Origin of the sequence: Rhizobium sophoriradicis (assembly GCF_025200795.1) — a bacterium.
Taxonomy (GTDB): Bacteria; Pseudomonadota; Alphaproteobacteria; order Rhizobiales; family Rhizobiaceae; genus Rhizobium; species Rhizobium sophoriradicis.
Genome location: NZ_CP104153.1, coordinates 450,696 through 477,416, shown reverse-complemented (window position 1 = coordinate 477,416; position 26,721 = coordinate 450,696). Strand labels below are relative to the sequence as shown.

General features: G+C 61.7%; 13 protein-coding genes and 1 pseudogene. 4 read left to right on the top strand and 10 right to left on the bottom strand.

All coding sequences use genetic code 11. From position 1 onward, the window contains the following. Positions 1–2: 2 nt before the first annotated feature. Positions 3–1,622: a GMC family oxidoreductase gene (locus N2597_RS24205; RefSeq protein WP_210281740.1), complete on the top strand. Its 1,620-nt coding sequence runs from the start codon at positions 3–5 to the stop codon at positions 1,620–1,622. Positions 1,623–1,835: 213 nt separating this feature from the next. Beyond that, positions 1,836–2,012, top strand: coding sequence for a hypothetical protein (locus tag N2597_RS24200; RefSeq protein WP_179363948.1), 177 nt, complete (start codon positions 1,836–1,838; stop codon positions 2,010–2,012). Between the two features lie 35 nt (positions 2,013–2,047). Here the strand turns inward: N2597_RS24200 and N2597_RS24195 are convergent, their stop codons facing one another. The 10 genes and pseudogenes from N2597_RS24195 to N2597_RS24150 all read right to left on the bottom strand — a co-directional run bounded on the left by N2597_RS24195 (position 2,048) and on the right by N2597_RS24150 (position 23,192). Beyond that, on the bottom strand, positions 2,048–2,461 hold the full coding sequence (locus N2597_RS24195; RefSeq protein WP_183595856.1) for a hypothetical protein: 414 nt from the start codon (positions 2,459–2,461) through the stop codon (positions 2,048–2,050). Next, positions 2,461–2,727, bottom strand: coding sequence for a type II toxin-antitoxin system prevent-host-death family antitoxin (locus tag N2597_RS24190; RefSeq protein WP_040142913.1), 267 nt, complete (start codon positions 2,725–2,727; stop codon positions 2,461–2,463). Before N2597_RS24190 ends, N2597_RS24195 begins: the two co-directional genes overlap by 1 nt. Positions 2,728–3,006: 279 nt before the next feature. Further along, entirely contained in the window at positions 3,007–3,810 is an 804-nt protein-coding gene (locus tag N2597_RS24185; RefSeq protein WP_183596244.1) for a DUF6030 family protein, read from the bottom strand. A 321-nt stretch (positions 3,811–4,131) separates the two neighbouring features. Next, positions 4,132–5,574: an HlyD family type I secretion periplasmic adaptor subunit gene (locus tag N2597_RS24180; RefSeq protein ID WP_183595854.1), complete on the bottom strand. Its 1,443-nt coding sequence runs from the start codon at positions 5,572–5,574 to the stop codon at positions 4,132–4,134. Further along, the gene (locus N2597_RS24175) at positions 5,571–7,715 is read right to left on the bottom strand and encodes a peptidase domain-containing ABC transporter (protein WP_040112894.1); all 2,145 of its coding nucleotides are present in this window, start codon (positions 7,713–7,715) and stop codon (positions 5,571–5,573) included. The genes N2597_RS24180 and N2597_RS24175 overlap by 4 nt, the downstream gene beginning before the upstream one ends. A 45-nt stretch (positions 7,716–7,760) precedes the next feature. Continuing rightward, positions 7,761–8,069, bottom strand: a complete 309-nt coding sequence (locus N2597_RS24170; RefSeq protein WP_040112893.1) for a hypothetical protein — start codon at positions 8,067–8,069, stop codon at positions 7,761–7,763. 67 nt (positions 8,070–8,136) lie between these two features. Continuing rightward, complete coding sequence (locus tag N2597_RS24165; RefSeq protein WP_040112892.1) at positions 8,137–9,369, bottom strand: GTP-binding protein; 1,233 nt, start codon at positions 9,367–9,369, stop codon at positions 8,137–8,139. 50 nt (positions 9,370–9,419) lie between these two features. Continuing rightward, positions 9,420–14,732 carry a DUF4082 domain-containing protein gene (locus N2597_RS24160; protein WP_225881344.1) on the bottom strand — a complete coding sequence of 1,771 codons (5,313 nt, stop codon included), beginning with the start codon at positions 14,730–14,732 and terminating at the stop codon, positions 9,420–9,422. Positions 14,733–14,898: 166 nt separating this feature from the next. Beyond that, positions 14,899–16,083, bottom strand: a complete 1,185-nt coding sequence (locus tag N2597_RS24155; RefSeq protein ID WP_183596242.1) for a GTP-binding protein — start codon at positions 16,081–16,083, stop codon at positions 14,899–14,901. A gap of 90 nt (positions 16,084–16,173) precedes the next feature. Then, a pseudogene (locus tag N2597_RS24150) lies at positions 16,174–23,192 on the bottom strand (DUF4082 domain-containing protein). Between the two features lie 565 nt (positions 23,193–23,757). Here N2597_RS24150 and N2597_RS24145 point away from each other — a divergent pair. After that, a complete protein-coding gene (locus N2597_RS24145) occupies positions 23,758–25,068 on the top strand; it encodes a polysaccharide biosynthesis/export family protein (protein WP_183595846.1) in 1,311 nt (436 codons plus the stop codon). A 130-nt stretch (positions 25,069–25,198) separates the two neighbouring features. Further along, complete coding sequence (locus N2597_RS24140) at positions 25,199–26,707, top strand: O-antigen translocase (protein ID WP_183596240.1); 1,509 nt, start codon at positions 25,199–25,201, stop codon at positions 26,705–26,707. Positions 26,708–26,721 lie beyond the last annotated feature (14 nt).

Below are 26,721 nucleotides of genomic sequence, written 5' to 3'. Positions count from 1 at the left end.
CGATGCAAGGCAATGAAACGCCGGTAGACGAGGGAAGCTACGACTTCATCATCGTCGGCGCCGGCTCCGCCGGCTGTGTTCTGGCAAACAGACTCTCGGCCGATCCGAAAACCCGGGTGCTGCTGCTCGAGGCCGGAGGCACGGACCGTTATCACTGGGTCCATGTGCCGATCGGCTATCTCTACTGTATGGGCAATCCGCGCACCGACTGGATGATGAAGACGGCCGCCGAGGCCGGCCTCAATGGCCGCGCACTGAACTATCCGCGCGGAAAACTTCTCGGCGGCTGTTCGTCGATCAACGGCATGATCTACATGCGCGGCCAGGCGGCCGATTATGACGGATGGCGGCAGGCCGGCAACGCCGGCTGGGGCTGGGACGATGTTCTGCCCTATTTCCTGAAGTCGGAAGATAATTACCGCGGCAAATCCGCCATGCATGGCGCCGGTGGTGAATGGCGCGTCGAGCGACAGCGCCTTTCCTGGCCGATCCTCGATGCCTTCCGCGATGCGGCGGAAGAACTCGGCATTCCGAAGACTGATGATTTCAACGATGGCGACAATGAAGGCTCGGGCTATTTCGAAGTGAACCAGAAGGGCGGACTGCGCTGGAACACGACGAAAGCCTTCCTGCGGCCGGCGATGAAGCGTGGGAATCTTCGCGTTCTGACGGGGGCGGAGACGGAACGGCTGGAGTTCGACGGCAAGGCGGTTTCCGGAGTACGCTTCCGGCTTGGCGGCCGGCCCTGCATCGCCCGTGCCGCCCGCGAGGTCGTGTTGTCGGCGGGTGCCATCAACTCGCCCAAAGTCTTGGAACTCTCCGGCATCGGCCGGCCGGAGGTTCTTTCGGCCCTTGATATTCAGGTTCGCCACCCCCTGAAGGGCGTTGGCGAAAATCTCCAGGATCACCTGCAGATCCGCACGGTCTTCAGGATCGAAGGCGCGCGCACGCTCAATCAGCTTTACCACAACCTCTTCAGCCGCGCCGGAATGGGCCTTCAATATGCCATCAACCGGTCGGGCCCTCTTTCCATGGCGCCGAGCCAGCTCGGCATCTTCGCCAGAAGCGATCCCGCCGTCGCCACGGCGGACCTCGAATATCATGTCCAGCCGCTCAGCACGGACCGGCTCGGCGAACCGTTGCACCGCTATCCCGCGGTCACGGTTTCCGTCTGCAGCCTCCGGCCGGAAAGCCGCGGCACTGTACATGTCACGACACGCGACGCCAGCCAGCCGCCGGAAATCCATCCAAACTATCTTTCGACGGCCGGCGACCGGCTGCTTGCGGCAAAATCCATCCGCCACGCTCGGAGACTGATGGGGACAAGGGCTATAGCCCGCTTCAATCCAAAGGAAATGCTACCGGGCAAAGAATATGAGAGCGACGAGGACCTGATCCGCCGCGCCGGTGACATCGCAACGACCATTTTCCACCCCGTCGGCACCTGCAAGATGGGCAGCGATCCCATGGCGGTCGTGGATGCGCAGCTGCGCGTGCACGGCGTGGCGAAGCTTCGGGTCGTCGACGCTTCCATCATGCCTGCGATCGTCTCCGGCAACACGAACTCGCCGGTGATCATGATTGCTGAGAAGGCTGCCGAAGCCATCATCAAAGGCGATTAGAGAGGACCATGCGCGCAACCAACCGGCCGTCGCGTCGCTCGATGCCCGCCAGAGTGGCTCGGTTTTGGTATCTCCGTGGCGTTGGCTTTGGCGCGACGAGCACTGTCCTAGCCGTTTCGCGTTGGCCCCATTACAGCGAGTTCCATAATGTTGATTACGCCAGATTCGCCTTGTGGCCGCAAAGTTAGAATGTCCTGTTTCTGCAAAGTTGGAATGTCACACTCCCCGCATTTGCTGACGTGGGAGATTGCAGATGGGATTGATAGCGATGCCACGGACGAACAGATCATCATCGTGCAGGGCCACAGCTGCGGACGGGCGATCTACTTCCGTCGCAAGGATATGGATGCGGCAGCGGAGGCAAACTGCTTCGTCAAATCCACTTCATGACGATCAATGCGTCGCCGTACTCTCGCCGTGGCAGGTCAGCGGAATCGGCTGACTTCCGTCGCCGACCTGCGGCGGCTGATGAAGTCGCGCAGCAACGGCAGAAAGAAGGCCTTGCTGAAGCGGCCTGTCGGCGGCTCCGGCTCGAGATAGAATGAATTGCCGACGGTGTCGGTGTTGAACTCATCGAAGATGATCCAAAGCCGGCGATCGGCATCAAGGCCGGCGCGGCGCTTTTCGATCACAGGCACCTCCACGGCAAACCGCGATGCCTCCGGCTGTTTGGTGGTGATGGGAAAGAACAGGACCAGATCACCGTCCGGCCGCGGCATTCTCACGCCCACGGCGACCGGCCGCTCCTTGCGTCCTTCCGTCTCTCCACGCTCGGCCTCCCGCGCCCACAGGTAAGGGTAGCGTATGACGCTTGCGGTCTGGATCAGGTCGTAGCTCACTACCGACCTGCCTCATCCTCGCCGGCATAGGTCTCGACGGCGTTCTCGAATTCAGCGAAGAGTTCATTCGACATGGTTTCGATCGTGCCGGCGGATCGGCGGTCGGACTGTTTCATCAGCCGCTGATAGTCCTCAATGTTGAGAAGAACGAGACGCGGCTTGTTGCGCTGGGTGATGGTGACCGGATGACGAAGCGCCTCGGCGATGATGTCTCCGGATTTCCGGGAGAGATCACTGGTAGAATAGGAACCGCTTGACCTGGGCATGACGTCCTCGCTTGCTGTATTTGCTGTTATATACAGCATTTGCAACAATACTGTAAATAGTCGAAGGCTGCCTTATTCGGACGACTGAACGGCGCTTCTGGGCTTGGTCGGAGACTAAGCCTGCCCCGTCTGCGGTGGTTCCGACCTCCGCATGGACTAGCCCCGTCCAGCCTTCATCAGCTGGCGAGATCGAAGGTATTTCGCGGCTACGTCGGCTTCACCTAGTCTAAAGAACTAGGATTGGCGAAAGGGCCGCGCGCCGCCCCTCCGGCTACGCGGTCAACTTGCACAATTGGCTGACATGGTGCCCGAGCGGTCGGTGAGGATCACCTTCCCTGGAACGTTGCGGCGATCGGTTCCGGTTAGCCAGCGCTCTGGCGAAAAATACGTCTTGGTCCTCACCTGCGAAGCTGAAGTCGCCTTAAGACCGAGGACAAAATCAAAATTGCTTCCGCCGTCCGCTTCGCGCGTGAATCTGAGATAGGCGCCGAATCGATCGTATTCGACATTTCGCAGGTTCTGGATAGACGTGAGACTATCCTCGAAATCACTCCAACACGCCTGCTTCACAATGATCTCGAACATGCGCAAGACGGCCGGGGCGAGGCGCCCCTGCGCATCTGTCGTCGGCCCGATGATCCTGGCGCGGATCTCGACAATCTCGCCCGCCTCGTTTCCACGAACCTTGAGGAAGGTGGAACTGAGGGGACGCGCCTCGTCCCGTTGATAAACGCGCTGAAAATAGCATTCATAATTGCGATTGCGCATCGATGCGGCTTTCCACTCGCTCATCGCAATACCGGCCTCTCGAAGAGCCCCACAGATGCTCGACCCCGAGACGCGCCACATCCGCAGAAACTGACCTGACAGCTCGGGCTTCGGGACCTCGATCAGCTGCGGCGATATCGACATCGGCCGGAGAGGAGAAGAAGCCTCATCATCACGGCGGGCGGCAATTTCCGATGACGGGGCAGCCTTATTGAGAGCTCGATCTTCAACGCGCGCAGCCGGGTCTTCGAGGCGGTCGCTTCCGCCGAAAAAAACGACGATGCCCGCTACGAGCAACAGGCCTATCAAAAGCACTGGCCAAAGCAGCCAGCGGGGGACGGTCCGCCATGGGAAATTCCAGTGTGAACCTGGGCCGCCGCCGGGAGGATCGACGGCTGATAACACCTTATCCATGGCGCGGCCTCACAAACAAAATAGGGGCCGGTGCGAGTTCGAAGCCCATCGACATCGATTCTCTTTGCGACCAACCGACACTGCGAGTGTGAGGTTAGGCGAATATAGCGTCAAGCGGCGACCGACTTCGAACATGCAGGCGGCCTAAAATGCAGGCGAACAGACGCGACATCTGCCTCAAAGCTCACTCGGAACTGGGTTTCACCCAACCGATCCGTCAGCCTACGGTTCACGTATTGCGTTATCGAGTCCGCGCAGCAACGGATACAGGAAATAGGAGATCACCGTGCGGTTGCCGACCTTGATTTCCGTCGACACGGTCATCCCCGGAAGCAGTCGCACCGGCACATCCGCAGCATTCAACCGGGTATCGGCAAGCAAGATCCGCGCCTTGAAGAAGGGGGCGGCCGGCTGGCTGGGGGTGGCTGTCTGCTCTTGCTGGCCGGTTAGAAAAGTGTCCTGGCTGATGGTTCTCACTTCACCCGAGGCGGTGCCATATTTCTGGAAGGGATAGGCATCGAGCTTGATACGCGCTTCCTTGCCGACGGCCACCCGGCCGATATCGCGCGTATTGATCGACACTTCCGCTTCGAGCGGCACGTTGATCGGCACCAGCGTGACAACCGGTTCGGCCTCGCGCACCACCGAACCGACCGAACGTTGCGCCAGATCGAGCACGACGGCATCGGCCGGTGCCGTCAGCGCCACCATGTTGCGGCGCAGCTCCAGTTTCTTCAGCTCTTCGCCCGCCATGTCGCGCTGGCTGCGCAGCTCCACCAGCTGCTCCATCGCGGCGCGGCGGAAATCCTCGATGAAAGCCTGGCGGTCGGCGAGCAGCTTGGCATAGGTGTGAGCCGCCTCGTCGGCCTTGCCGCGCACGGCGGTGATATCAGCCTCGACATCGAGACGTGCGTCGCGCGAGCCGAGCATGGTAAGCAGCGAGCCGCTTTCAGTGTCATAGAGCTTCTTTCGCGTCGCCTCGATTTGCGAAAGGTTGTCGCGCCGGTCGTTCAGCACGGCCTCCTGATTGCGGTTTGCCTTTAGAACGGAAGACTGGCCGGCGATCTGCTGCTCGAAATTCTGCAGTTGCGCCATGTAGAAGGCGCGCCGCTGGCCGAACAGCTGCAGCTGCAGTTGCTCATCCGGCGTGTTGCCGGCGATCTCCGAATAGTCCTTGCCGGTAAGCTCGGCCTCCAGCCGCTTCACCTGGGCGTCAAGAGCGGCAAGCTTCGCCCTCAGCTGCCCGACATCGGCCTGGCTGAAGGTGGCGTCGAGCGTCGCCAGGGTCTGGCCGGCATGCACCACCTCCCCGGCCTTGACCTCGATCGTGCGGATGATCGAGGTTTCGAGCGGCTGGACGACGATGGTCGGCTGGGTGGTGACGAGCTTGCCGGGGGCGATCACCACCTCGTCGACCGACGAGACCGAAGCCCAGATGATCGCCGAAGCAATCAGCGCCGTCACGCAGTAGAGCGTCATACGGGCAACCCGCGGCGGCGCCCGTTCCTCGAGCTCGACGGCATCGGACTGGAATTCTGCAATTGCGGGCGGCAGCGGCGGGCGAGCGATGAGCTCCCTCCCCTTGCCTGAGGGTTTCTCGTCCGAGCGGCCTTCATCCAATGGGGCGGGCAGGTTCTCGTTGGGTTTTCTCGCGTGCGAGCTCATGCGACCTGCCTCATCTGCTGGGACCAAAGGTGGCGATAGGTCATGCAGCGCGACACAAGCTGATCGTGCCGGCCGATATCGGCGACCTTGCCACGCTCGACGACGAGAATAGCATCGGCATTGACGAGCGTCGAAAGCCGGTGCGAGACGATGATGACGGTGCGGCCGGCGGCGATGCGGCTGAGATTGTCGCGGATGATCGCCTCGCTGTCAGGGTCGAGCGCGCTCGTCGCCTCATCGAATATCAACAGCTTCGGATCGGTGATCAGCGCGCGGGCAATCGCCAACCGCTGTTTCTGGCCGCCAGACAGGTTGGCGGCGTTTTCCTCCAGCAGCGTGTCGAAGCCGCGCGGCAGGCGCTCGATGAACTCCTCGGCGCCGGCGATGCGGGCGACTTCCATGATCTCCTCGATGCTGGCATCGGGTTTGGCGGCGGCGATATTGTCGCGGACCGAGCCGCGGAACAGGAAATTGTCCTGCAGCACGACGCCGATGCTGGTTCGAAGGTGCACCAGGTCGATCTCGCGGCTGTCATAACCATCCATGCGCACCAGCCCTTCCTGGCTCTGATAGAGCCCCTGGATGAGCCGGGTGATCGTCGTCTTGCCCGAACCGCTCTTGCCGACCACGCCGAACACCGAGCCCGCCGGAATGGCGAAGGAGACATTATCGAGCGCCGGCGCGCTGTCGGCAGCGTAGCGGAAGGTGACCCGGTCGAACTCGATGCGGCCCTGCAGACGCGGGCGAACACCCCGCCCCCGGCCCGCCTGCTCCGGCCGCTGGTTCATGATCTCGCCGAGCATGCGCACGGACAGCGCCACTTCCTGATATTCATGTACCATGGTGACGATCTGCACCAGCGGGCCGGAGACGCGGCCGGCGAGCATGTTGAAGGCGACAAGCGCGCCGATCGTCATCGCGCCGTTGAAGACATCGAGCGCGCCGAGGCCGATGATCGCCACGCTCATCAGCTTTTCCAGAAGGCCGGTCATCGATTGGGCGATGGTCGAAATCTTCTCGACCCGGAAGCGCACCGAGATCGACTGGGCCGAATAATCGTCCCACACCTTGCGCTGGCGCGGTTCCAGCGCCAGCGATTTGACGGTGCGCATGCCGTGCACTGTTTCCACCAGCAGGGCCTGCCGGTCGCCTTCCGCCTGGTAGAGCGCCTGCAGGCGGCGCTGGAACGGCCCGACCAGCAGCATCACCACCAGGCCGACAAGCGCTGCGAAGCCCAGGACCACGAGTGTCAGCTTGACGCTGTAGAGAAGCAGGATCGGCACGAAGACGAAGAGGGACACGCCATCGAGAAGCGTCAGGAACAGCCGGCCAGTCAGGAATTCGCGGATACGCCCCGTCTGCTGCATATGCTTGACGAGAACGCCGGCCGAAGCCTGCTCGAAGAGCGCGATCGGCAGATTGAGCAGATGGCCGAAGGTGCGGGTCGCCACCCGGATGTCGATCCTGTTGGTGGCGTAGAGCAGCAAATAGCGGCGCAGGAAGCTGAAAGTCGCATCGAAGATGAGAGCCACGCCGATACCGACAGTTAGAACCGTCAGTGTTGCATAGCTCTGATGGACGAGCACTTTGTCGATCACGAGCTGAAAGAACATCGGGGTGGTCAGTCCGAGGCCGTAAAGGACGAAGGCTGCCAGCGCGACATCACGGAAGAAGCTGCGCTGCCTGATGATTTCGGGGACGAACCAGCGGAAACCGAAAGGCCGGTCCTCATCGGACATGCGATAATTGCGCTTCAGCAGAACCACCGATCCGAGCCAGGCCTTGGCGAACTGCTCTTCACTGAGCATCATCGCTTCGGCGCGTGAGGCGAGCGGGTCGAGAACGCGAATTCTCTCCTCCTCGCCGCTTCCGACAGCGTCGGCGATAACCACCCAATTGCCGTTCGTCAGTTCCGCGAGCACTGGAAAGGCCTCGCCGAGCTGAAACAGCGATCGCCAGTCGAGCGTCAGATGCCGGGCTCTGAGGCCGGCATCCTTGGCCATGCGCAGCAGCTGCCGCACGGCAACGGGATCGTTGCCGACGGCATAATCGTGCTGCAAGCGCTCAGGAGCAAGATCAACGCCGTGATGTCGCGCGACGAGCGCCAGACAATGCAGGTTGGTATGCAGAAAACCACTCATGGCCCACCCGAAACCCAATACGAAACCGAGGCGATATCTGTTTTGTCAGTTGAAGTTCGGCGAAGCGTTCGAAGCGCCGGCCGGCCCCGATTGAATATCGGCAGCTGCCGCAGCTGACATATCGCCAACGCGACGCACCGCACCCGCTTCGACCAACCCGCCGAGCGCCTTCTGCATGAGATCGACCGCATTGGCGAAGGCATCGACAGGCATGATGATGCGCTGGCGGAAGACCGGCTTCGGGTTGTTGTTGGCATCACGATCGGTGGCCGAAAGCGACATCAGGTCGATGCGCACGATCGTGCCGGTAATGGTGATTTCGCCGATGCCATCTGCGTAAAGTTCGTTGCTCATTGTTCTCTCCTCTGGTTGATAATCAAAACGTCTTCACCTTAGGGCGCCGTACGTCCATGAGGACGCTCTAACTGTTTGAATGTGCATGCATATGCCCGTGCGGCCACGCTGGAAACGGATCCCGGAGACCGATAGCGATCTGCGGATCGAAGCCTGTCTCCTCACCGGTCAGGCAGTCATCGAGTGCCGCCCTGATTGCTCCTTCGTCGAAGCCGGCGCCGATGAAGACGAGTTCCTGGCGGCGGTCGCCCCAGACCTCGTCCCAATGCCGGTCGATGAGCTGACGGAACTGCGGAAAGCGTGGCCACTGCACCTTTGGAACGGAGGCCCACCAGAAACCCCTGGTATCGATGCGGCACTGGGTGCCAGCAATCGACAGCAGACCGATCTCGTCAGGCCTTGTCGCGAGCCAGAAATGCCCTTTTGCGCGAATGAGGCCCCGCCATTTCCTGCCGAGGAAATCCTGCAGCCTCGAGGGATCAAATGGCCGGCGGCTGCGATAGACGAAGCTTTTGATGCCATATTCCTCGGTCTCCGGCACATGGTCACCCCAGCCGAAGAGTTCCTTGTGCCAGAGCGGATTGCGGGCAGCCTTCGCCTCGCTGAAGAGACCGGTGTCCAGAATTGTGCTCAGTGGCACCTGGCCGAAAACTGCTTCGACGACCTGGGCATCCGGATTAAGCGCCGCGACGACCCGGCGAACCTCGGCAAGATCGGCACACGGCACGTCGCCTGCCTTGTTGATGATGACGACGTCGGAAAATTCGATCTGTTCGACGAGCAGTTCCACGAGCTTGCGCTCATCGTCCCCGTCACGCCTTTCGCCGCGATCGGCAAGGAATTCGGCACTCTGGTAATCGGCAAGCAGGTTGACCGCATCGACGACGCAGACCATCGTGTCGAGTCGGGCGACGTCGCAAAGGGCTGCCCCGCTTTCGTCGCGGAAGGAGAACGTGGCTGCGACCGGCAACGGCTCGGCAATGCCGGTGCCCTCGATCAACAGATAGTCGAAACGGCCGGCGGCTGCCAATCGCCGCACCTCGCTCAGGAGATCGTCGCGCAGCGTGCAGCAGATGCATCCGTTGGTGAGCTCTACCAGCGTCTCGTCGGTACGCGATAGATCTGCCCCGCCCTCGCGCACAAGATCCGCATCGATGTTGACCTCGCTCATATCATTGACGATGACAGCAACCCGGCGACCCTCCCGATTACTCAGGACATGATTGAGGACAGTCGTCTTCCCGGCGCCGAGAAACCCGGCGAGAACCGTAACCGGCAATCTGATATCTGTACGCATCATCGATACTCTCACACTTCACGGCATGCTTGGTCTTGCTTCCGCGTGGGGCGTCAGGCCGCGAGCTGCGGTTTGAATGCCACGTCCACGTAGTAGTTGGTGCTGTTATAGCTGGCGGTCGGGAACAGCCCGCCCGATCCATAGGCATAGACGCCGTTATTGCCGGCAGGCGCCTTCAGGTCCCCATTCGTCACATCGCTGCCGAAGTAATTGCCGGTCGCCGAATAATTGCCGTTGCTCGAGTAGGAGACGACGTAGGTCGTATCTGCCTGGATGGCGATCTGCTGGCTGAGTTGCGCGGTCTGCCAGCCGCTTGCCGTCTCGTTGTTGAAGGTGACGCTGCCGAGCAAGGTGCCGGATGCGGTCCACAGATAGCCGTTGTGCGGGCCGGTATTGTCGGCGCCCTTGTAGAAGCGGATGGCGGTGATCCAGCCGGCGGCATCGGCCTGGAACTCCATGCCGAGATTGACCTGCTGGTTGTCGTTGACCGAGACGACCGAGGGCGTCGCGTTGGCGGCAAAGAGGTTCTGTTCCGGACCCGCGGCCCCGTTGCTGATGGTGAGCGCCACCTGTGCCGAGGCCGTGCCGCCCTTGCCGTCCGAGATCGCGTAGCTGAAGCTCGCCGGTCCCGAATAGCCTGCCGTCGGCGTGAAGGTCACCGTCTGGGCCTGGGCATTCCAGGCGACCGAGCCGTTGACCGCGCCGCTGACGCCGGTGATCGTGAGCGGATCGCCATCGCCATCGGTATCGTTTGAAATGAGCGCCGAGGCCTGGATGGTGATCGGCGTGCCTGTGTTGGTCGAGAAGCCGCTGTCGTTGGCAGCGACCGGAACCATATTCTGCCCGCTGCCCTGCCGATAGAGAACGTCCACCCAGTAATTCGTGGCATTGTAGGAGGCGGATGGGAACAGGCTGCCCGTGCCATAGGCGTAGACGCCGTTGCCGCCGCTGAGCGAACTTGCCGGCGCCGTCAGCGCGCCGCTCGTATAATCCGTCGTGAAGTAGTTCGCCGTTGCCGAATAGAAGCCGTTCGAATGGTAGCTCGCCACATACGTGGTGCCGGCCGAAACATTGATCGGCTGGGCGAAGGAAACCGTCTGCCAGCCGCTCGCCGTTTCATTGATGAAGGTCGCCTGGGCCAGCAGCTGGCCGCTCGCCGTCCACAGCGAGCCCACATGCGTGCCGGTATCCTGGGCGCTCCTGTAATAAGTGAGCCCGGTAATCTGGCCGTTGGCGGAAGCGATGAACTTGACGCCGAGTTCGACCGAGGTGGCGTCGTTGGCGGCAGCAATTCCCGACGTGTCGGCGCCGGTGAACAGGCTCGACGTCGCGCCCCCGGCCGGCGGCGCGTTGACAGTGAGGCTGACCGTGGCCGACGCCGTGCCACCAAACCCGTCTGAAACAGTATAGGAGAAGCTCGCCGCGCCCGTATAACCCGCCGTCGGCGTGAAAATGACGGTCTTGGTCTGGCTGTTGAAGCTCACCGTTCCGTGGACCGCACCATTGACGCCGGTGATGCTGAGCGAGTCCCCATCGCCATCGGTGTCGTTTGCTAGCAGGCTCGCTGCAGCAATCGACAGCGACGTGTCGGAGTAGGTCGTGTAGCCATTGTCGTTGGCGGCGACCGGCGCCGTATTGCCCGTCGACTGGTTGTAGACCACATCCACCCAGTAATTCGAAGACTGGTAGCTGGAGGTCGGGAATGCCGAGCTCCCAACCGTGTAGACGCCATTGCTGCCGGCAAGCGCCGTCAGCGAGCCATTGGTATGGGCTGACGTGAAATAGTTCGCCGTGGCCACGTAGGAGCCTGTCGTGCTGTAGGAGGCGACATAGGTCGTGCCGGCAGATATATGCACTGCGTTGGCGAATGTCGCGGTCTGCCAACCGCTCACCGATCCGCTGTCGGCGAAGGTGACGGTCGCGATCCGCGTTCCGTCGGCCGTCCACAGAGAGCCGGTATGGGCTCCGGTATCGCCGACCGCCCTGTAGTAGCGGATGCCGGTAATCAATCCGCTGGAGGAAGCGACGAACTTCATGCCGAGTTCCATCGGCTGGCCGTCGTTGAAGCGTGCTCCCGTCGGCCCTTCGCTTGATGTAAACAGCGTTTCTCCAGCAGGGGCTGGGTTCACGGTTAGGCTGACGCTGCCTTGATCCGTGCCGCCGCGCCCGTCGGACAGCGTATAGGTGAAGCTTGCCGGCCCCGAATAATTGTTGGTCGGCGTGAAGATGACGGTGCGGTTCTGCTTGTTGAGCGTCACCGTACCGTTGACGGCGTTGCCAACGGCCGAAATCGCCAGCGCGTCGGCATTGGGATCCGTATCGTTTCCAACAAGCGATGCGATCGAGATGACGACGGTATTGTTGCTGGTGATGACTAGCCCGGTATCATCGATCGCGACCGGCGCGCTGTTCGGGCCGGCATCAAAGACCACGTCAACCCAGTAATTGGTGCCGGTGCCGGGGCTTTGGCCGGGGAACGTGCCGGCAGTGGTGCCGTAGGCGAAGACGCCACCGCCATCGACGGCCTTCAGCGCACCGCTGCCATAGGGATCGCTGAAATAATTTCCGGTGAGGGAGTAGAATCCATTGCTGTGATAGGATGCCACATAGGTCGTGCCAGCTGCGATCTGGATCGGGCTGGAGAACATCACCGTCTGCCAGCCGGAGAGCGATTCACCTGTCGATACTCCGGTCGCCAGCAGCGTCCCATCGGCGGTCCAGAGGCTGACGACATGGTCGCCGGTATTGTAGAAGCCCTTGTAGAAGCGGATGCCCTGCACCGAGCCCGCCGTCGTCGCCTGGAAGCGCAGGCCGAGCTCGATGGAATCGCGATCGATCGCCGTTTCGACAGCGGGCTTGTCCGCCAGCGTCCAAAGGCCCTGCGTTGCCGGCAGGGTGACGGTCACCTGCTTGCCGACCGACGGCGCCTCCATATTGACGCTGTCGTCGACGGCGCGCGACATGATCGTATAGCTGCCGCTCGCCTGCACGACCCAGTTATAGCTCCAGCTCTCGCGGCCGGTGGCCTTGAACCAATGCTGGCCGCCATCGGTAGAGACTTCGACGCCGGCAATGATGCCGCCGCCGAAATCCTGCGCCGTGCCCGTAATCGTCACACGCTGGCCTTCGAGGAAGCTTGCGCCGACGATCGGCGACGTGACCGACGAGGTGGGCTTCAGCGTGTCGGTCGATTTCGTCGCGAGGATCAAGCTCGCATCAAGCGTCGTCGGCTGGATGCCCATGTCCGCGAACATATTGACCATCGCCTGCTGCACGTTGCGGTCGGTCGGCGTTGTCGGGCCCTGATGGTTGTCGCTGAGACCCCAGGACCAGAAGACCGTGCCGGCGCCGAAGACGAGCGCACCGCTCTCGGCCCGATACATGGTGAGGCTGTGGGTGGCGACGGCCGAACCGATCGACGTGCCATAGTCGCGCAGGTAGGTGCTCACCGAAACCGAGGAGAGCGACAGATTGATAAGCCCATCCGGCCGGAAGCCGTTCTCGACATCGGAATCCCATTCGTAGCCGAGCAGGTTCTGCACCAGATTATAGGTCCCGCCCTCCTGAAGCTCGGAAACGTCGGTGTTGCGCCAGAAGCGCAGGTTCGAGTAGTCGTAGGGGATGGAGATCGTATCCTGGCGGTAGCTGTCCACCTGGAACATCGTGCCGGTCAGCGAATTCTCCGGCTCCTGGCCCGGATCGGCATAACGCGGATCGCGCCAGGTGCCGGTGCCGACATTGCTCGGATCCGTACTCGTGCCCCAGGTCTCCTTATAACAGACCATCGTGCGGTAAGCCTGGCCGCTGCCGTCGATGCTGCTTTCCCAGCGGACTTTCCAGTAGCATTCGTTGCCGCTCCAGAAAGCGAGGTTGACGCCGGCGTCGCGTGCCGCTTCGACGTTGGCGCGCTGTTCGGCTGACCAGTATTCGTCGTGCCCGACGGACAAATAGGCATCGTGGTTGAGCAGCAGCGCGCCGTTGCGCGTGGCGTCGACGCCCGAGATATAGGACACGTCGTAGCCATTCTGCTCCAACCACGAGATGGCGGATGATTCAACGCCGAAGATATAATCATGCGAGCCGCCGATCGGGCTGGTATTGGTGATGATCGGGCGGTTATAACTGACCGCCGAGGCGCGGCCGATCGCGGTCAGGCCGCAGCTGCAGTTCGGCGGCAGGTAGCCGATCATGTTGGCGGGATCGACGGGCACTTGGCCATAATAGAGGCTGGCGCCGCCCCAGGCATTATAGGCCTGCCATGTCGTATCCGAGGTTTGGAAGACGATATTGCTGGTGGACGCATCGTCGCGAACGACGAAGGGGATGATGCTGGCATCCTCGGTGCCGTCCTCACGCACCAGCTTGGCGAAATAGACACCGGATACCGCATCGTCGGGGATCTGCCAGCTGGCCGAAACCGACCAGTTGCCGCAATCGATAAGACCGAGCGACATGTCGACTATCGGATGCGGCTGGATCTGCGCCGTGGTCAGCGATTGCTCGATCGAGTCGACCTTGCGTGCACCGAGCCCGCCATAATAGCCCATGCGGTAGATGTCGATGCGGTAGTGCGTGGAGTCGGTGGCGATCTTGAAATCGACCGTCTGGCCGATATTCGTGCTGATTTCGGTGGCAAAACCCTGGATGGTGCCCTTGCCATCGCCCTCCAGGCCCCATTCGCTGATGGGGTTGCCCTGCTTCAGGTTTTCGAGCGCGATCTTGTTGGGCGTCGCCACTGGCAAAGGCACCGTCACCGGTCCCGACAATGCTGTCGGGGCCGCTGTCGTCTCAGCAAAAGAGTCCTGGCTCGGCTCGAGTGAGATGGATGCAACCGAGGCCTGGAGGCGCAGCGAAGCCGTGGCGACACTGTTGGACGAAGGAGCGGGCGCCACCGTTTCACCGCTGCCGGTATCGGTACCGCTGCCAACACCGGTCAGCACAGGAGCAGCGGGCAGCGTCGCAGCCTCCTCGTACTGATCCGGGCCAAGCACGGTGCGCTGCGATGTCGAGGACGACGTGTCGAAGACCGTCGCGGCCGAAGCCGTCTTCGTGGATGTGTCCAGAACGCCGCCATCGGCCGCAGGCGCAGGCGCCGGTATCGCCGTCGACGATGCCGGGGAGGGTTGCATGTCGCCTGGCGATATCAGGGACGATGTGACCGTGCCGGTGAAGGAGGATTGGACGGTTGCGCTACCCTGACTGGCAAAGCTGGCGGAACCGTCTGTGCTCGTCGAGGACACGACCGTCGCGGATCCAAGGGTTGCACTCCAGGCAGGCGGCGCAGGACCGATACACAACGCTCCACCAATTGTACTCAGATACTCACGATTACTGACATGAATTCTCCGCATCAGCGGCGTCCCCATTCCGTCGATCGACACTACAAGATTGCATCCTGCCAGCTTTCGTAAGGGAACGGACGACAGCAATCCGGGGTAGATGGGTGGTACCCCCATACGTCGATATGATGATCCTAACCGCTTTCCGGCTGGTCGAGCCGGTTAACGCGCGAGTTGTACTACACCGCCCGCGCTACCAGGCCGGAAACGGATCTTCGAGAGTCGCCCAGTCGCGCGGATCGGCGCTGGCGAGGCATCCGTCAAGTGCGGTCCGCACACCCGTCTCGTCCATGTCGACGCCGATGAAGACCAGTTCCTGCCGGCGATCGCCCCAAGCCTTGTCCCATCGGCTCTGCAGGTGCCGATGAAACTGCTGATGGTCCGGCCAGTCCTGCCGGGGCACGGCTGCCCACCAGAGTCCCATTGGCTCGCAGCGCCGCTGGATCCCGGCAGCCGACATCAGACCCACATGACGTGGGCGCGTGGCGAGCCAGAAATGGCCCTTGGCGCGCAACACTCCGGGCCAAGGCTCGTCGAGGAATGCCCGAAACCGCATCGGGTCGAAGGGACGCCTTGTGCGATAGACAAAACTTGATACGCCGTATTCCTCCGTCTCCGGAATATGCTCCTGTGGACTGTACAATTCCTTGTGCCACAGGGGATGGGCGGCGGCTTTTGCTTCATCAAAGAGGCCCGTATCGAGAACGGTATCGAGAGATATCCTGCCGAAATCCGTCTCCATCTGGTGAGCATCCGGGTTGAGTGCAGCCACCGTCTTGCGGACTTCCGAGCGGGTCTCTTCTGTCGCGTCCGAAATCTTGTTGATCACGACGACATCGGCAAACTCGATCTGATCCACCAGCAGGTCGATCAGTGTGCGCCGATCCTCAGGGTCCCGCTGCAGGCCACGGTCGGCAAGCAGATCGGCGCTACTGTAGTCGGCTAGCAGGTTTGCAGCATCGACCACAGTGACCATCGTGTCGAGTCTGGCAAAATCGGAGAGGGAGACGCCGTTCTCGTCGCGGAAGGAAAAAGTTGCCGCGATAGGGCGCGGCTCGGCAATGCCCGTTCCTTCGATCAACAGATAGTCGTATCGCCCCTCTTCGGCCAGCCGCCGCACTTCCGTCAGAAGATCGTTGCGCAAGGTACAGCAGATGCAGCCATTGCTGAGCTCAATCAATGTCTCCGTCGTGTGCGACAGGTTGCAGCCGCCGTCGCGAATGAGACTGGCGTCTATGTTCACTTCGCTCATATCATTGACGATGACCGCGACCCGCAGGCCCTGGCGGTTATTCAGCACGTGGCTGAGCAGCGTCGTCTTGCCGGCGCCGAGGAAGCCGGCCAGCACGGTTACCGGGAGCCGTTCGATCCTGTTCATCGGCACGCCGTGAACGTGGGTAGGCGGAGCGGTCGGCATTTGCGTCCTATCAGCCTCATCGATTCCGTTCATACTCCTCTTCCCGATGCGTCATGCGGCAAGCTGCGGGCGGAAGATCACATCGGCATAGTAGTTCGCTGAATTGAAGGTAGCATTCGGGAAGAGCCCCGTGGTCGCCGACCCGCCATAAGCGTAGACGCCGTTGCCGCCAGCGACCGCACTTGACGGCGCCGTCAGCGGACCATTGGTGACGGCAGTCGTAAAGAAATTGTTGGTCGCGACGTATGCGCCTGTCGTGTGATAGGAGGCGACATAGGTCGTGTTGGCGGTGATTGTGACCGGTGTTGCGAAGTTCACCGTCTGCCAGCCGCTTGCTGTGGTGTTGGTGAAGTTGGCGGTTGCAAGTTTGGTGCCTGTGGAGGTCCAGAGGTCGACGACGTTCTGACCGTTGTCGTTGGCGCTGCGATAGAACCTGATGCCTGTGACATCCCCGGCAACGTTCGACGTGAACTTGACGCCGAGCTCGAGCTGCTGACCATCGTTGAGGTTGGTCTGGGCCGGCGTGCTGGAGGCGGAGAACAGGCTGTAGGTCGTCGCCGCCGCCGATGCGGCAATGTTGAAGGTCTCGTTGGCGGCAAGGCCGCCGAGATCGGTCGCCGTCACCCTGACGCCATAGGTGCCTGATGTCGTCGGCGTGCCGGAGAAGGTGCGTGTCGAGGCGTTGAAGCTCAGCCATGACGGCAGTGCCGTGCCGTCGGCGGCGGTTGCCGAATAGGTCAGCGTCTCGCCGCTGTCGACATCGGTGAAGGTCGTCGTCGGCAGGGTGAAGGAGAAGGCGGAGCCGACCGTGGCATTCTGGGTCGCTGTCTGCACCGCCAGCACCGGCGCATCATTGGCGCCATGGATGGTGATGGTCAGGTTTGCCGTGGCCGTGGCGCCGCCACTGTCGCGCATCGTATAGCTGAAGACATCGCTCAGCGTGTTGGTCGACTGCCGCAGCGCCTGGACGGCGGCATTGTTCTCGTTGATCGTATAGCTGTAAGCGCCCGATGCATTCGCACGAGACTGCCGTAAGTGCCGTTCAGCGCCGAGCCGAGCGTGCCCGACGTCGCACCGAAGACGACCGCCGTGACGGTCTTGGTGTCACCGGCATTCGGATCGGTGTCGTTGGTCAGCACATTGCCGCTGGCAACCGCGCCGCCCGAACCATTGGCCACCCCGCCCTTCTCGGTCGCATCACCTGCATCGGCAACCGCCGTCGGCGGCGTGTTGCCTTGCGTTGACACGGCGATGTTGAAGGTCTCGTTAGCGGCAAGGCCGCCGAGATCGGTCGCCGTCACCCTGACGCCATAGGTGCCTGACGTCGTCGGCGTGCCGGAGAAGGTCCGCGTCGAGGCGTTGAAGCTCAGCCATGACGGCAGTGCCGTACCATCGGCGGCGGTTGCCGAATAGGCCAGCGTCTCGCCGCTGTCGACATCGGTGAAGGTCGTCGTCGGCAGGGTGAAGGAGAAGGCGGAGCCGACCGTGGCATTCTGGGCCGCCGTCTGCACGGCCAGCACCGGCGCATCATTGGCGCCATGGATGGTGATGGTCAGGTTTGCCGTGGCCGTGGCGCCGGCGCTGTCGCGCATCGTATAGCTGAAGACATCGCTCAGCGTGTTGGTCGACTGCCGCAGCGCCTGGACGGCGGCATTGTTCTCGTTGATCGTATAGCTGTAAGCGCCCGATGCATTCAGCACGAGACTGCCGTAAGTGCCGTTCAGCGCCGAGCCGAGCGTGCCCGACGTCGCACCGAAGACGACCGCCGTGACGGTCTTGGTGTCACCGGCATTCGGATCGGTGTCGTTGGTCAGCACATTGCCGCTGGCAACCACGCCGCCCGAACCATTGGCCACCCCGCCCTTCTCGGTCGCATCACCCGCATCGGCAACTGCCGTCGGCGGCGTATTGTTCGCAGTCGAGGGGCGGAAGACCACATCGGCCCAATAGTTGGAAGCACCGAAAGTGGCATTTGGGAAAATGCCAGCGGTGGCGGATCCGCCGTAGCGGTAGACGCCGTTGCCGCCAGCGACCGCACTTGACGGCGCCGTCAGCGGACCATTGGTGACGGCAGTCGTAAAGAAATTGTTGGTCGCGACGTATGCGCCTGTCGTGTGATAGGAGGCGACATAGGTCGTGTTGGCGGTGATTGTGACCGGTGTTGCGAAGTTCACCGTCTGCCAGCCGCTTGCTGTGGTGTTGGTGAAGTTGGCGGTTGCAAGTTTGGTGCCTGTGGAGGTCCAGAGGTCGACGACGTTCTGACCGTTGTCGTTGGCGCTGCGATAGAACCTGATGCCTGTGACATCCCCGGCAACGTTCGACGTGAACTTGACGCCGAGCTCGAGCTGCTGACCATCGTTGAGGTTGGTCTGGGCCGGCGTGCTGGAGGCGGAGAACAGGCTGTAGGTCGTCGCCGCCGCCGATGCGGCAATGTTGAAGGTCTCGTTGGCGGCAAGGCCGCCGAGATCGGTCGCCGTCACCCTGACGCCATAGGTGCCTGATGTCGTCGGCGTGCCGGAGAAGGTGCGTGTCGAGGCGTTGAAGCTCAGCCATGACGGCAGTGCCGTGCCGTCGGCGGCGGTTGCCGAATAGGTCAGCGTCTCGCCGCTGTCGACATCGGTGAAGGTCGTCGTCGGCAGGGTGAAGGAGAAGGCGGAGCCGACCGTGGCATTCTGGGTCGCTGTCTGCACCGCCAGCACCGGCGCATCATTGGCGCCATGGATGGTGATGGTCAGGTTTGCCGTGGCCGTGGCGCCGCCACTGTCGCGCATCGTATAGCTGAAGACATCGCTCAGCGTGTTGGTCGACTGCCGCAGCGCCTGGACGGCGGCATTGTTCTCGTTGATCGTATAGCTGTAAGCGCCCGATGCATTCAGCACGAGACTGCCGTAAGTGCCGTTCAGCGCCGAGCCGAGCGTGCCCGACGTCGCACCGAAGACGACCGCCGTGACGGTCTTGGTGTCACCGGCATTCGGATCGGTGTCGTTGGTCAGCACATTGCCGCTGGCAACCGCGCCGCCCGAACCATTGGCCACCCCGCCCTTCTCGGTCGCATCACCTGCATCGGCAACCGCCGTCGGCGGCGTGTTGCCTTGCGTTGACACGGCGATGTTGAAGGTCTCGTTAGCGGCAAGGCCGCCGAGATCGGTCGCCGTCACCCTGACGCCATAGGTGCCTGACGTCGTCGGCGTGCCGGAGAAGGTCCGCGTCGAGGCGTTGAAGCTCAGCCATGACGGCAGTGCCGTACCATCGGCGGCGGTTGCCGAATAGGCCAGCGTCTCGCCGCTGTCGACATCGGTGAAGGTCGTCGTCGGCAGGGTGAAGGAGAAGGCGGAGCCGACCGTGGCATTCTGGGCCGCCGTCTGCACGGCCAGCACCGGCGCATCATTGGCGCCATGGATGGTGATGGTCAGGTTTGCCGTGGCCGTGGCGCCGGCGCTGTCGCGCATCGTATAGCTGAAGACATCGCTCAGCGTGTTGGTCGACTGCCGCAGCGCCTGGACGGCGGCATTGTTCTCGTTGATCGTATAGCTGTAAGCGCCCGATGCATTCAGCACGAGACTGCCGTAAGTGCCGTTCAGCGCCGAGCCGAGCGTGCCCGACGTCGCACCGAAGACGACCGCCGTGACGGTCTTGGTGTCACCGGCATTCGGATCGGTGTCGTTGGTCAGCACATTGCCGCTGGCAACCACGCCGCCCGAACCATTGGCCACCCCGCCCTTCTCGGTCGCATCACCCGCATCGGCAACTGCCGTCGGCGGCGTATTCGAGGCCGACGTCGTAAACATCACATCGACCCAATAGTTTGTCGATTGGAAGGTGCTGGTTGGAAACAGGCTGTTATTGCCATAGCGGTAGACGCCGTTACCGCTGGCCGGCGCCGTCAGCGGACCGCTGGTCACATTTGAGGTGAAGTAGTTAGTGGTCGTCGAATAACGGCCGCTATTCGTGTGGTAGGATGCAGTGTAGGTTTGTCCGGCCGTCAATGACACCGGACTGGTAAAATAGGCAGTCTGCCAGCCGCTGGTCGTCTCGTTCGTGAAGGTGAGGGTCGCAAGCCGCGTACCGGTGCTCGACCATAATGAACCGGTATGCGTGCCGGTATCTTGATCGCCCTTGTAGAAGCGGATGCCGGTGACGGTGCCTGCCACGGAGGTCTGGAATTTGACGCCGAGTTCGACGGCTGAGCTATCGTTGGTGTTAACGACCGCCGGCGTCGCCGAACCGAAGAGCGACGTGTAATTCGGCGCGCTGACGGTGACCGTGCGTCCCGCCGAAGGCGTTTCGAGATTGATGCTGTCGTCGACGGCCCGCGACCGGATCGTATAGCTGCCTGCAACTTGTGGCGACCAACTATAAGTCCAGTTCTCATCGCCTGTCGCCGGATGCCAGCTCGCCCCGTTGTCGGTCGAAACCTCGACACCGGCGATGACACCGCCGCCCGTGTCAGCCGCGGTACCCGAAATCGTGACGGTGGTTCCAACGGCCACCGTGGCGGGCACGGTAATGACGGAGGTCGGCGCAACATTATCCGTGGAACCGGTTGAGGCGACGAGCCCGGACTGCAGTGTTCCCGGCTGAATGCCCATATCGGCGAGCAGATTGACCATTGCCTGCTGCACGCGCGGGTCCGTCGGCGTCGCCTGGAGGTCGTGATTGTCGCTCAGGCCCCATGTCCAGTAGACGGTGCCGGCGCCGAACACCAGCGCGCCGCTCGGAGCGCGATAGAGCGTCAGATTATGGGTCGAGATGCCATTGCCGGTCGTGTTTCCGTAATCGAGCAAATAGGTGCCGACCGGAACCGTCGTCGATGACAGCTTCACGAGGCCGGCTGGATCGAAGCCGTTATCGACCGCTTCGTCCCACTCGTAACCAAGATAGTTCTTGGTGAGCGTCGCCGTCTGGCCGGGTTGAAGGTTGGCGACGCTCGTATTGCGCCAGAAACGCAGATTGGCGTCGTCATAGGGAATATTGATCGCCTGAAGATTGTTGCCGACATCGTCGACCTTGAACAACTGCCCGGTCAGTGAGTTTTCCGGGTTTCCGCCGCCGATCGCTGGTGGGCTGAGACGCGGATCGCGGAAGGTGCCTGTCCATTCGTTGGAAGGGTCGATGCTGGCGCTGGGCGACCATGTCTCCTTGTAGGAGATCAGCGTGCGATAGGGCGTCGCGTCGGCGCTATAGGCATTGCCCCAGCGGGTGCGCCAATAGACCTCATTGCCGCTCCAGAACTGCAGGTTGACGCCCGCGTCGCGTGCGGCCTCGACATTGGTTCGCTGCTGTCCGGACCAGTATTCGTCGTGCCCGGCATCGATATAGGTCTTGTGATTGAGCAAGAGGCTACCGTAGCGGTCGGCGTCGACCCCCGCCATGTAGGAAACGTCATAACCGTTCTGCTCCAGCCAGTAGATGCCCGCATATTCGGCGCCGAACAGATAGTCCTGCGGACCGGCAAAAGTGCCGACCCCGCCGCGGGTCGCAATCGGTCTGTTGTAGCTGACCGCATAGGCGCGACCAGCACCCTGCCCCGTCGCCGGGCCGTTACCGCCATAGAAGTTTGCGCCGCCCCACCCGTTGTAGGCCTGCCAGGTCTGGTCGGCGGTCTGGAAGACGATGTCGCTTTGGCTGCTGTCGTCACGCACGATGAACGGGATATGATTTGAGCCGGAGGTGCCATCCTGACGCACGAGCTTGGCGATATAGACGCCCGAGACGGCATCCTCAGGTACGGTCCACGATGCCGAAACAGCCCAGTTTCCCGCGTCCACGGTGCCCGTCGTGGCATTGCGCAACGGATTAGGCTGGGTCTGCAAACCAGTGTGCTGCATGGTCGCGACCTTGCGGGCCCCCATGCCGCCATAATAGCCGAGCCTGTAGATATCGATCCGGTAGTTGGTGGAATTCGTGTTGATCTTGAAGCTGATCGTCTTGCCGTTGTCGACGCTGATATCGGTCGCAAACCCTTCGATGTTGGAGCTGCCGGCACCGACGATGCCCCACTCGCTTTCCGGATTACCCTGCTTCTGATTTTCCAGGACGATCGCGTTGCTGGCCGCAGCCGCCGCGGCTGCCTGGTTTTGGGTCGTCAGCGACCGCTGCGTCGTCGGTGGCGTCGTCACAGAGCCGGAAAGGATGCCGACCCCCTTCGTGTTGGTGCCCGTTCCGGTCTCACCGCCTCCTGGCAAGGATCCGTTCAAGGCCGTTGTTTCCGTCCAACTTGCCGTTCCGCGCCAACCCGAGAGGGGCGACAGGTTTCGATCGAGAAGCGGGTCGCTGATCGAGGCGGCAATGGCCCGCTTGGCCGTCGACACAAAGTCCGGCCCTTCGGTTAGCCTGGTCCCCTGCAGTTGGCCGTCCTGTTGGAGCATCGCGCCGCCATGCGCCCAATCGAGAATCCGCGTCGGGGACGTAAAATAGCCGCACCCGCAGACGCCAAAGGGCATGCCGAACGCCAGTGAATTTGCTCCCCCGTGCTGAGCGCTCGCCTGCGCTGACGGGCTCGATTCTAGAATGACGACGTTGCCCGAGGGCGCACGCTCGCCGGCCAGCGAGGCAGAATCGTGCGCCGAGGCCGTCGCCGCAGGGCTCTGCGGCAGATAAGGCGCCAGGGGATCGTCGCCGATGAGGCTCATTCCAGGGTAGCTGCGATAATGCGGCGATCGAGATCCGTTCGCGTTCTCGTTGAACCCTGCAAAGCCCGGCCCATGGGCAAACAACCGAGACGCAACTGTGTCACCTTCCCGGTCTCCGGTCTCGCGATCTACCGCGAAAGGCTCGAGCAAAGGCGGCAGTGGGTGGGTGATACTGTCCTGACCGTCCGGCTCGGCGATCACGCCCGTCCGATGTTCCCCGTCGTGCTCGGCGAGCGCCGGCATTTCGTTGGGATCGTCGACAAGCACGCCATCATGCTTTTGTCCATCGGCAGTTTGCGCGGAGGTCGCAAGTTGAGCACGATCCGCGTGCGTTTCGGCGGGCTTGCGCGGCCTTCCTTTTTCGCCGGCCGCCAACCACCGGGGAATCAGCGAATCCACCAAAGAGCGCGAAGTCCACCGACGAGCGTTGCGATACATGGCAGATACCTCTCGCGAGATTTGCAGGATCGAATCTATAGGATCGTTTCGTACGCCCCCTGAATTGTAGTCGAAAAACACCAGGGTATATCCTACGCCTTTCGCTCTACAGGCGGCATCCTTTGGGCAAACGGGCCGTGTTGCGTCGCGGACGCGCTAAATGCGATGCACGAGGGCGACAATTCGCCCTCCCGCGCGAGTTTCGAAGCCGCAGCGATGGCTAGGCCGTTTGTCATCCGGGAAAATCGACGATCCGACCAGAAAGCCTCTGGCGCAGGGTTGCGGTCCGTCCAAGCGAGCGCGCCTATTCCCGCGTGCAGAACCTGTTGATTTTCCCCGGTCAATACCTTCGCGTCGCGCCGAAGATATATGTTTCTACTCGATTTAGGCGGAAGTACCTCCCACCTCATCAATATTGATATGGCAAAACAAACGACCTCCACCTTCCTCAAGGCTTCGCCAGACTGCACACTGGTGATGTAGCCTCGGACTTGGCGTCCGGTGTTCAAGCAGCGTTCAAACGTATTGTATCAGCGTCCGTGTAAGAATGTTTTGCAGGCGAGACATGTACATGAATCTACCACACCGCGCCCCTCGCGTGTTCCTCCGCGCGATGTCCGTCATCAGTGCACTCGTTTTTGTCGCCGGAGCCGTACCGCCAGCTCTCGCCGGTAGCTTGGCGCCACAAACGAAGATCCGCTTGACGGTCGTTCAATGGATAGCCTCCAAAGGCCAGTTTGAACGATGGGATGGGATCGGCGGCGAATATACGGTTTCCGATGCAGGTATCGTCTCCCTGCCCTTCCTAGGGTCGCTGGCGGTCGGCAATCTGGACAATGAGGGTCTTACCAAGGAGATCGGCAAGCGCCTTCAGGCAAAGATGGGCCTGGCCCAGGCACCTGCCGTGACCATCGAACTTCTCGAATACCCGCCGATCTACGTCGTGGGCCACGTAACAACCCCGGGGCAGTATAGCTTCCGCCCCGGACTGACCGTCCTCCAATCCCTGGCGATGAGCGGCGGGCCGCGTCGCGCCAAAGATCAGGAGAAAACGCATTCGACCCAACTCGTAGGAGAATTGCGCGAAATCAATCACTCGATCTTGCGCAGCACCGCGAGATTGGCGCGGCTCCAGGCGGAGATAGATGGAGCGCAGGAGATTACCTTCGATCAGGCGACCGGCGCCGATCAGCAATTTGCCGACGGGATATACAATGAGGAAAGGATTATCTTTAGGGCTCGCGCCAATGCGCTGGAGAGGCAGGCAAGAGCATTCACCGAATTGCGCGATCTTTTGACCACTGAGATATCGACGTTGGAAGAGAAACTGACGGGCGCAGACGACAATATCAAATCCGTCGAGGACCAGTTGCTCAGCGTCAAGTCGCTAGTTCAGAAGGGCCTGACGGTCTCGTCGAGGCAATTGGATCTGGAACGGTTGCTGACGACTTACCGCTCCGACAAGCTCGACCTTGTCACCGCCGTCATGCGGGGCCGCCAGGCAATCAGCGAGACGACACGGAACCTCGAGGGACTTTACGACGCACGCCGGAGCGAAGTGGCGATCGAAGCACAGTCCGAACGGGCAAGTCTCGATCAAATGAAGATGAAGCGCGACACAACGCAGAAGTTGCTCGTCGAAGACCTTGGAAGCAATGACGGCATTGAAAGCCTCGCCGAGGACCTTCCGCTTACCTTCAGCGTGACCCGTCGGAACGGAGGACAAATCGACCAGTTCCAAGCCTCGGAAACGACGACGCTGGCGCCGGGCGATGTCGTGAGGGTCGTTCAGCCTCGCATTTTGGACAGTTCGCTTCAGACCAATTCGAGCCGATCATCAGAAGCCCCCGCGCTCGCAGATCGAGCCGGCCAGTGACCCTCGACGAGCACCTATTCTCATTCAGCTGTAGCGGACGTTTGAGCGCGGCCAAGGCGCCAAGGCCGCCTGTCTGGAAGGAATGGCGCTTGATGGGGACCGGCCTGACCCGAGCGACAAGGGTTGAATGATGACTTTGCGCATGATCCCACCCAGCGGCCAGACTTATACCCAAATCCTCAAGTCGACGATGCTGATGGGTGGTTCCTCGCTGGTAAATGTCGCCCTGAGCATCGTTCGCAACAAGGCGCTCGCCGTTCTGCTCGGCCCTGAAGGCGTGGGGCTTCTCGGCCTTTACACGGCAATCCTCGATATCGCCCAAGCGATAGCTGGTCTGGGCGTGAGCAGCAGCGGTGTGCGCCGAGTAGCCGAGGCGGCGGGCGCCGGCGACGAAGAGAAGATCGCGCGGTCGGCGACAGCGCTCAGGCGCATCTCGCTGGTGCTCGGGTTGCTTGGCGGGCTTTTACTTGCTGCGCTGGCCTTTCCGGTGTCGAATTTCACCTTCGGTGACTACCAGCATGCCGGCGGCATCGTGCTGCTGTCCCTGGCGGTATTCTTTCGGATCGTGTCTGCCGGGCAGGCTGCGTTGATCCAGGGCTTGCGGGGCATTGCAAATCTTGCCCGCATCAACGTGCTTTCGGGGCTCTTCGGCACGATGATCAGCATCCCGCTGATCTATCTGTTCGGCGAGCAGGCGATCGTACCCTCTCTCGTGGCGATCGCGGCCGTGTCAGTCCTTCCCACCTGGTGGTACAGCAAACAAATATCCACGCGCCCACCGCCAATGTCGGCGCACCAGTTTGGCCCGGAAGCCAAAGCTCTGTTCAGGCTCGGCGTCGCTTTCATGGCAAGCGGACTCCTGACCTTCGGCGCGGCCTATGCCATCCGTCTTATCGTGCTGAATGAAGGCGGCATCGTAGCGGCTGGATTGTATCAGGCAGCCTGGGCGCTCGGGGGGCTGTATGCCGGTTTCATCCTTCAGGCGATGGGAACGGATTTCTATCCGCGCTTAACCGCAACCGCGGACAACAATGCCGAGTGCAACCGGCTGGTCAATGAGCAGGCGGAAATCAGCATGCTGCTGGCAGGCCCCGGCCTGATCGCCACCCTGACCTTGGCGCCGCTCGTCATGAGCTTGTTCTATTCGGCCGAGTTTCATGGAGCCGTGGAGCTTCTGCGCTGGATCTGCCTTGGAATGATGCTCAGGATCGTCGCCTGGCCGATGGGCTTCATCGTGCTGGCGAAGGATGCGCAGACGATCTTCTTCTGGACGGAGGTCGCAGCAACGCTGGTGCATGTGGGGCTGGCGTGGCTCTTCGTGTCAAAGTTCGGTACGAAAGGAGCCGGCACGGCGTTCTTCGGCCTCTACGTCTGGCACAGCATCCTGATTTACGTGATCGTGCGTCGGCTTACCGGTTTTCGCTGGTCGCGCGCCAATCGCAGGCACGCGCTTCTGTTCCTGCCTGCATCGGGATTGGTCGTATCGGCCTTTTTGCTCCTGCCGGCATGGTCGGCGACGGTGATCGGCTGCGTCGCCGTTGTCGTGACCGGGCTTTACTCGCTACGCATGCTGGTGGAGCTGCTACCACCGGAGTCGATGCCCGCAATCGTCAGAGGATGGATCACGAAATCCGCATGAGAAAAAGCGCGCAT

Coding starts and splice junctions, on each gene's coding strand:
- N2597_RS24205 (WP_210281740.1), top strand. CDS start 3: ATGCAAGGCAATGAAACGCCGGTAGACGAGGGAAGCTACGACTTCATC.
- N2597_RS24200 (WP_179363948.1), top strand. CDS start 1,836: ATGTCACACTCCCCGCATTTGCTGACGTGGGAGATTGCAGATGGGATT.
- N2597_RS24190 (WP_040142913.1), bottom strand. CDS start 2,727: ATGCCCAGGTCAAGCGGTTCCTATTCTACCAGTGATCTCTCCCGGAAA.
- N2597_RS24180 (WP_183595854.1), bottom strand. CDS start 5,574: ATGAGCTCGCACGCGAGAAAACCCAACGAGAACCTGCCCGCCCCATTG.
- N2597_RS24175 (WP_040112894.1), bottom strand. CDS start 7,715: ATGAGTGGTTTTCTGCATACCAACCTGCATTGTCTGGCGCTCGTCGCG.
- N2597_RS24170 (WP_040112893.1), bottom strand. CDS start 8,069: ATGAGCAACGAACTTTACGCAGATGGCATCGGCGAAATCACCATTACC.
- N2597_RS24165 (WP_040112892.1), bottom strand. CDS start 9,369: ATGATGCGTACAGATATCAGATTGCCGGTTACGGTTCTCGCCGGGTTT.
- N2597_RS24160 (WP_225881344.1), bottom strand. CDS start 14,732: ATGGGGACGCCGCTGATGCGGAGAATTCATGTCAGTAATCGTGAGTAT.
- N2597_RS24155 (WP_183596242.1), bottom strand. CDS start 16,083: ATGAACAGGATCGAACGGCTCCCGGTAACCGTGCTGGCCGGCTTCCTC.
- N2597_RS24145 (WP_183595846.1), top strand. CDS start 23,758: ATGTACATGAATCTACCACACCGCGCCCCTCGCGTGTTCCTCCGCGCG.
- N2597_RS24140 (WP_183596240.1), top strand. CDS start 25,199: ATGACTTTGCGCATGATCCCACCCAGCGGCCAGACTTATACCCAAATC.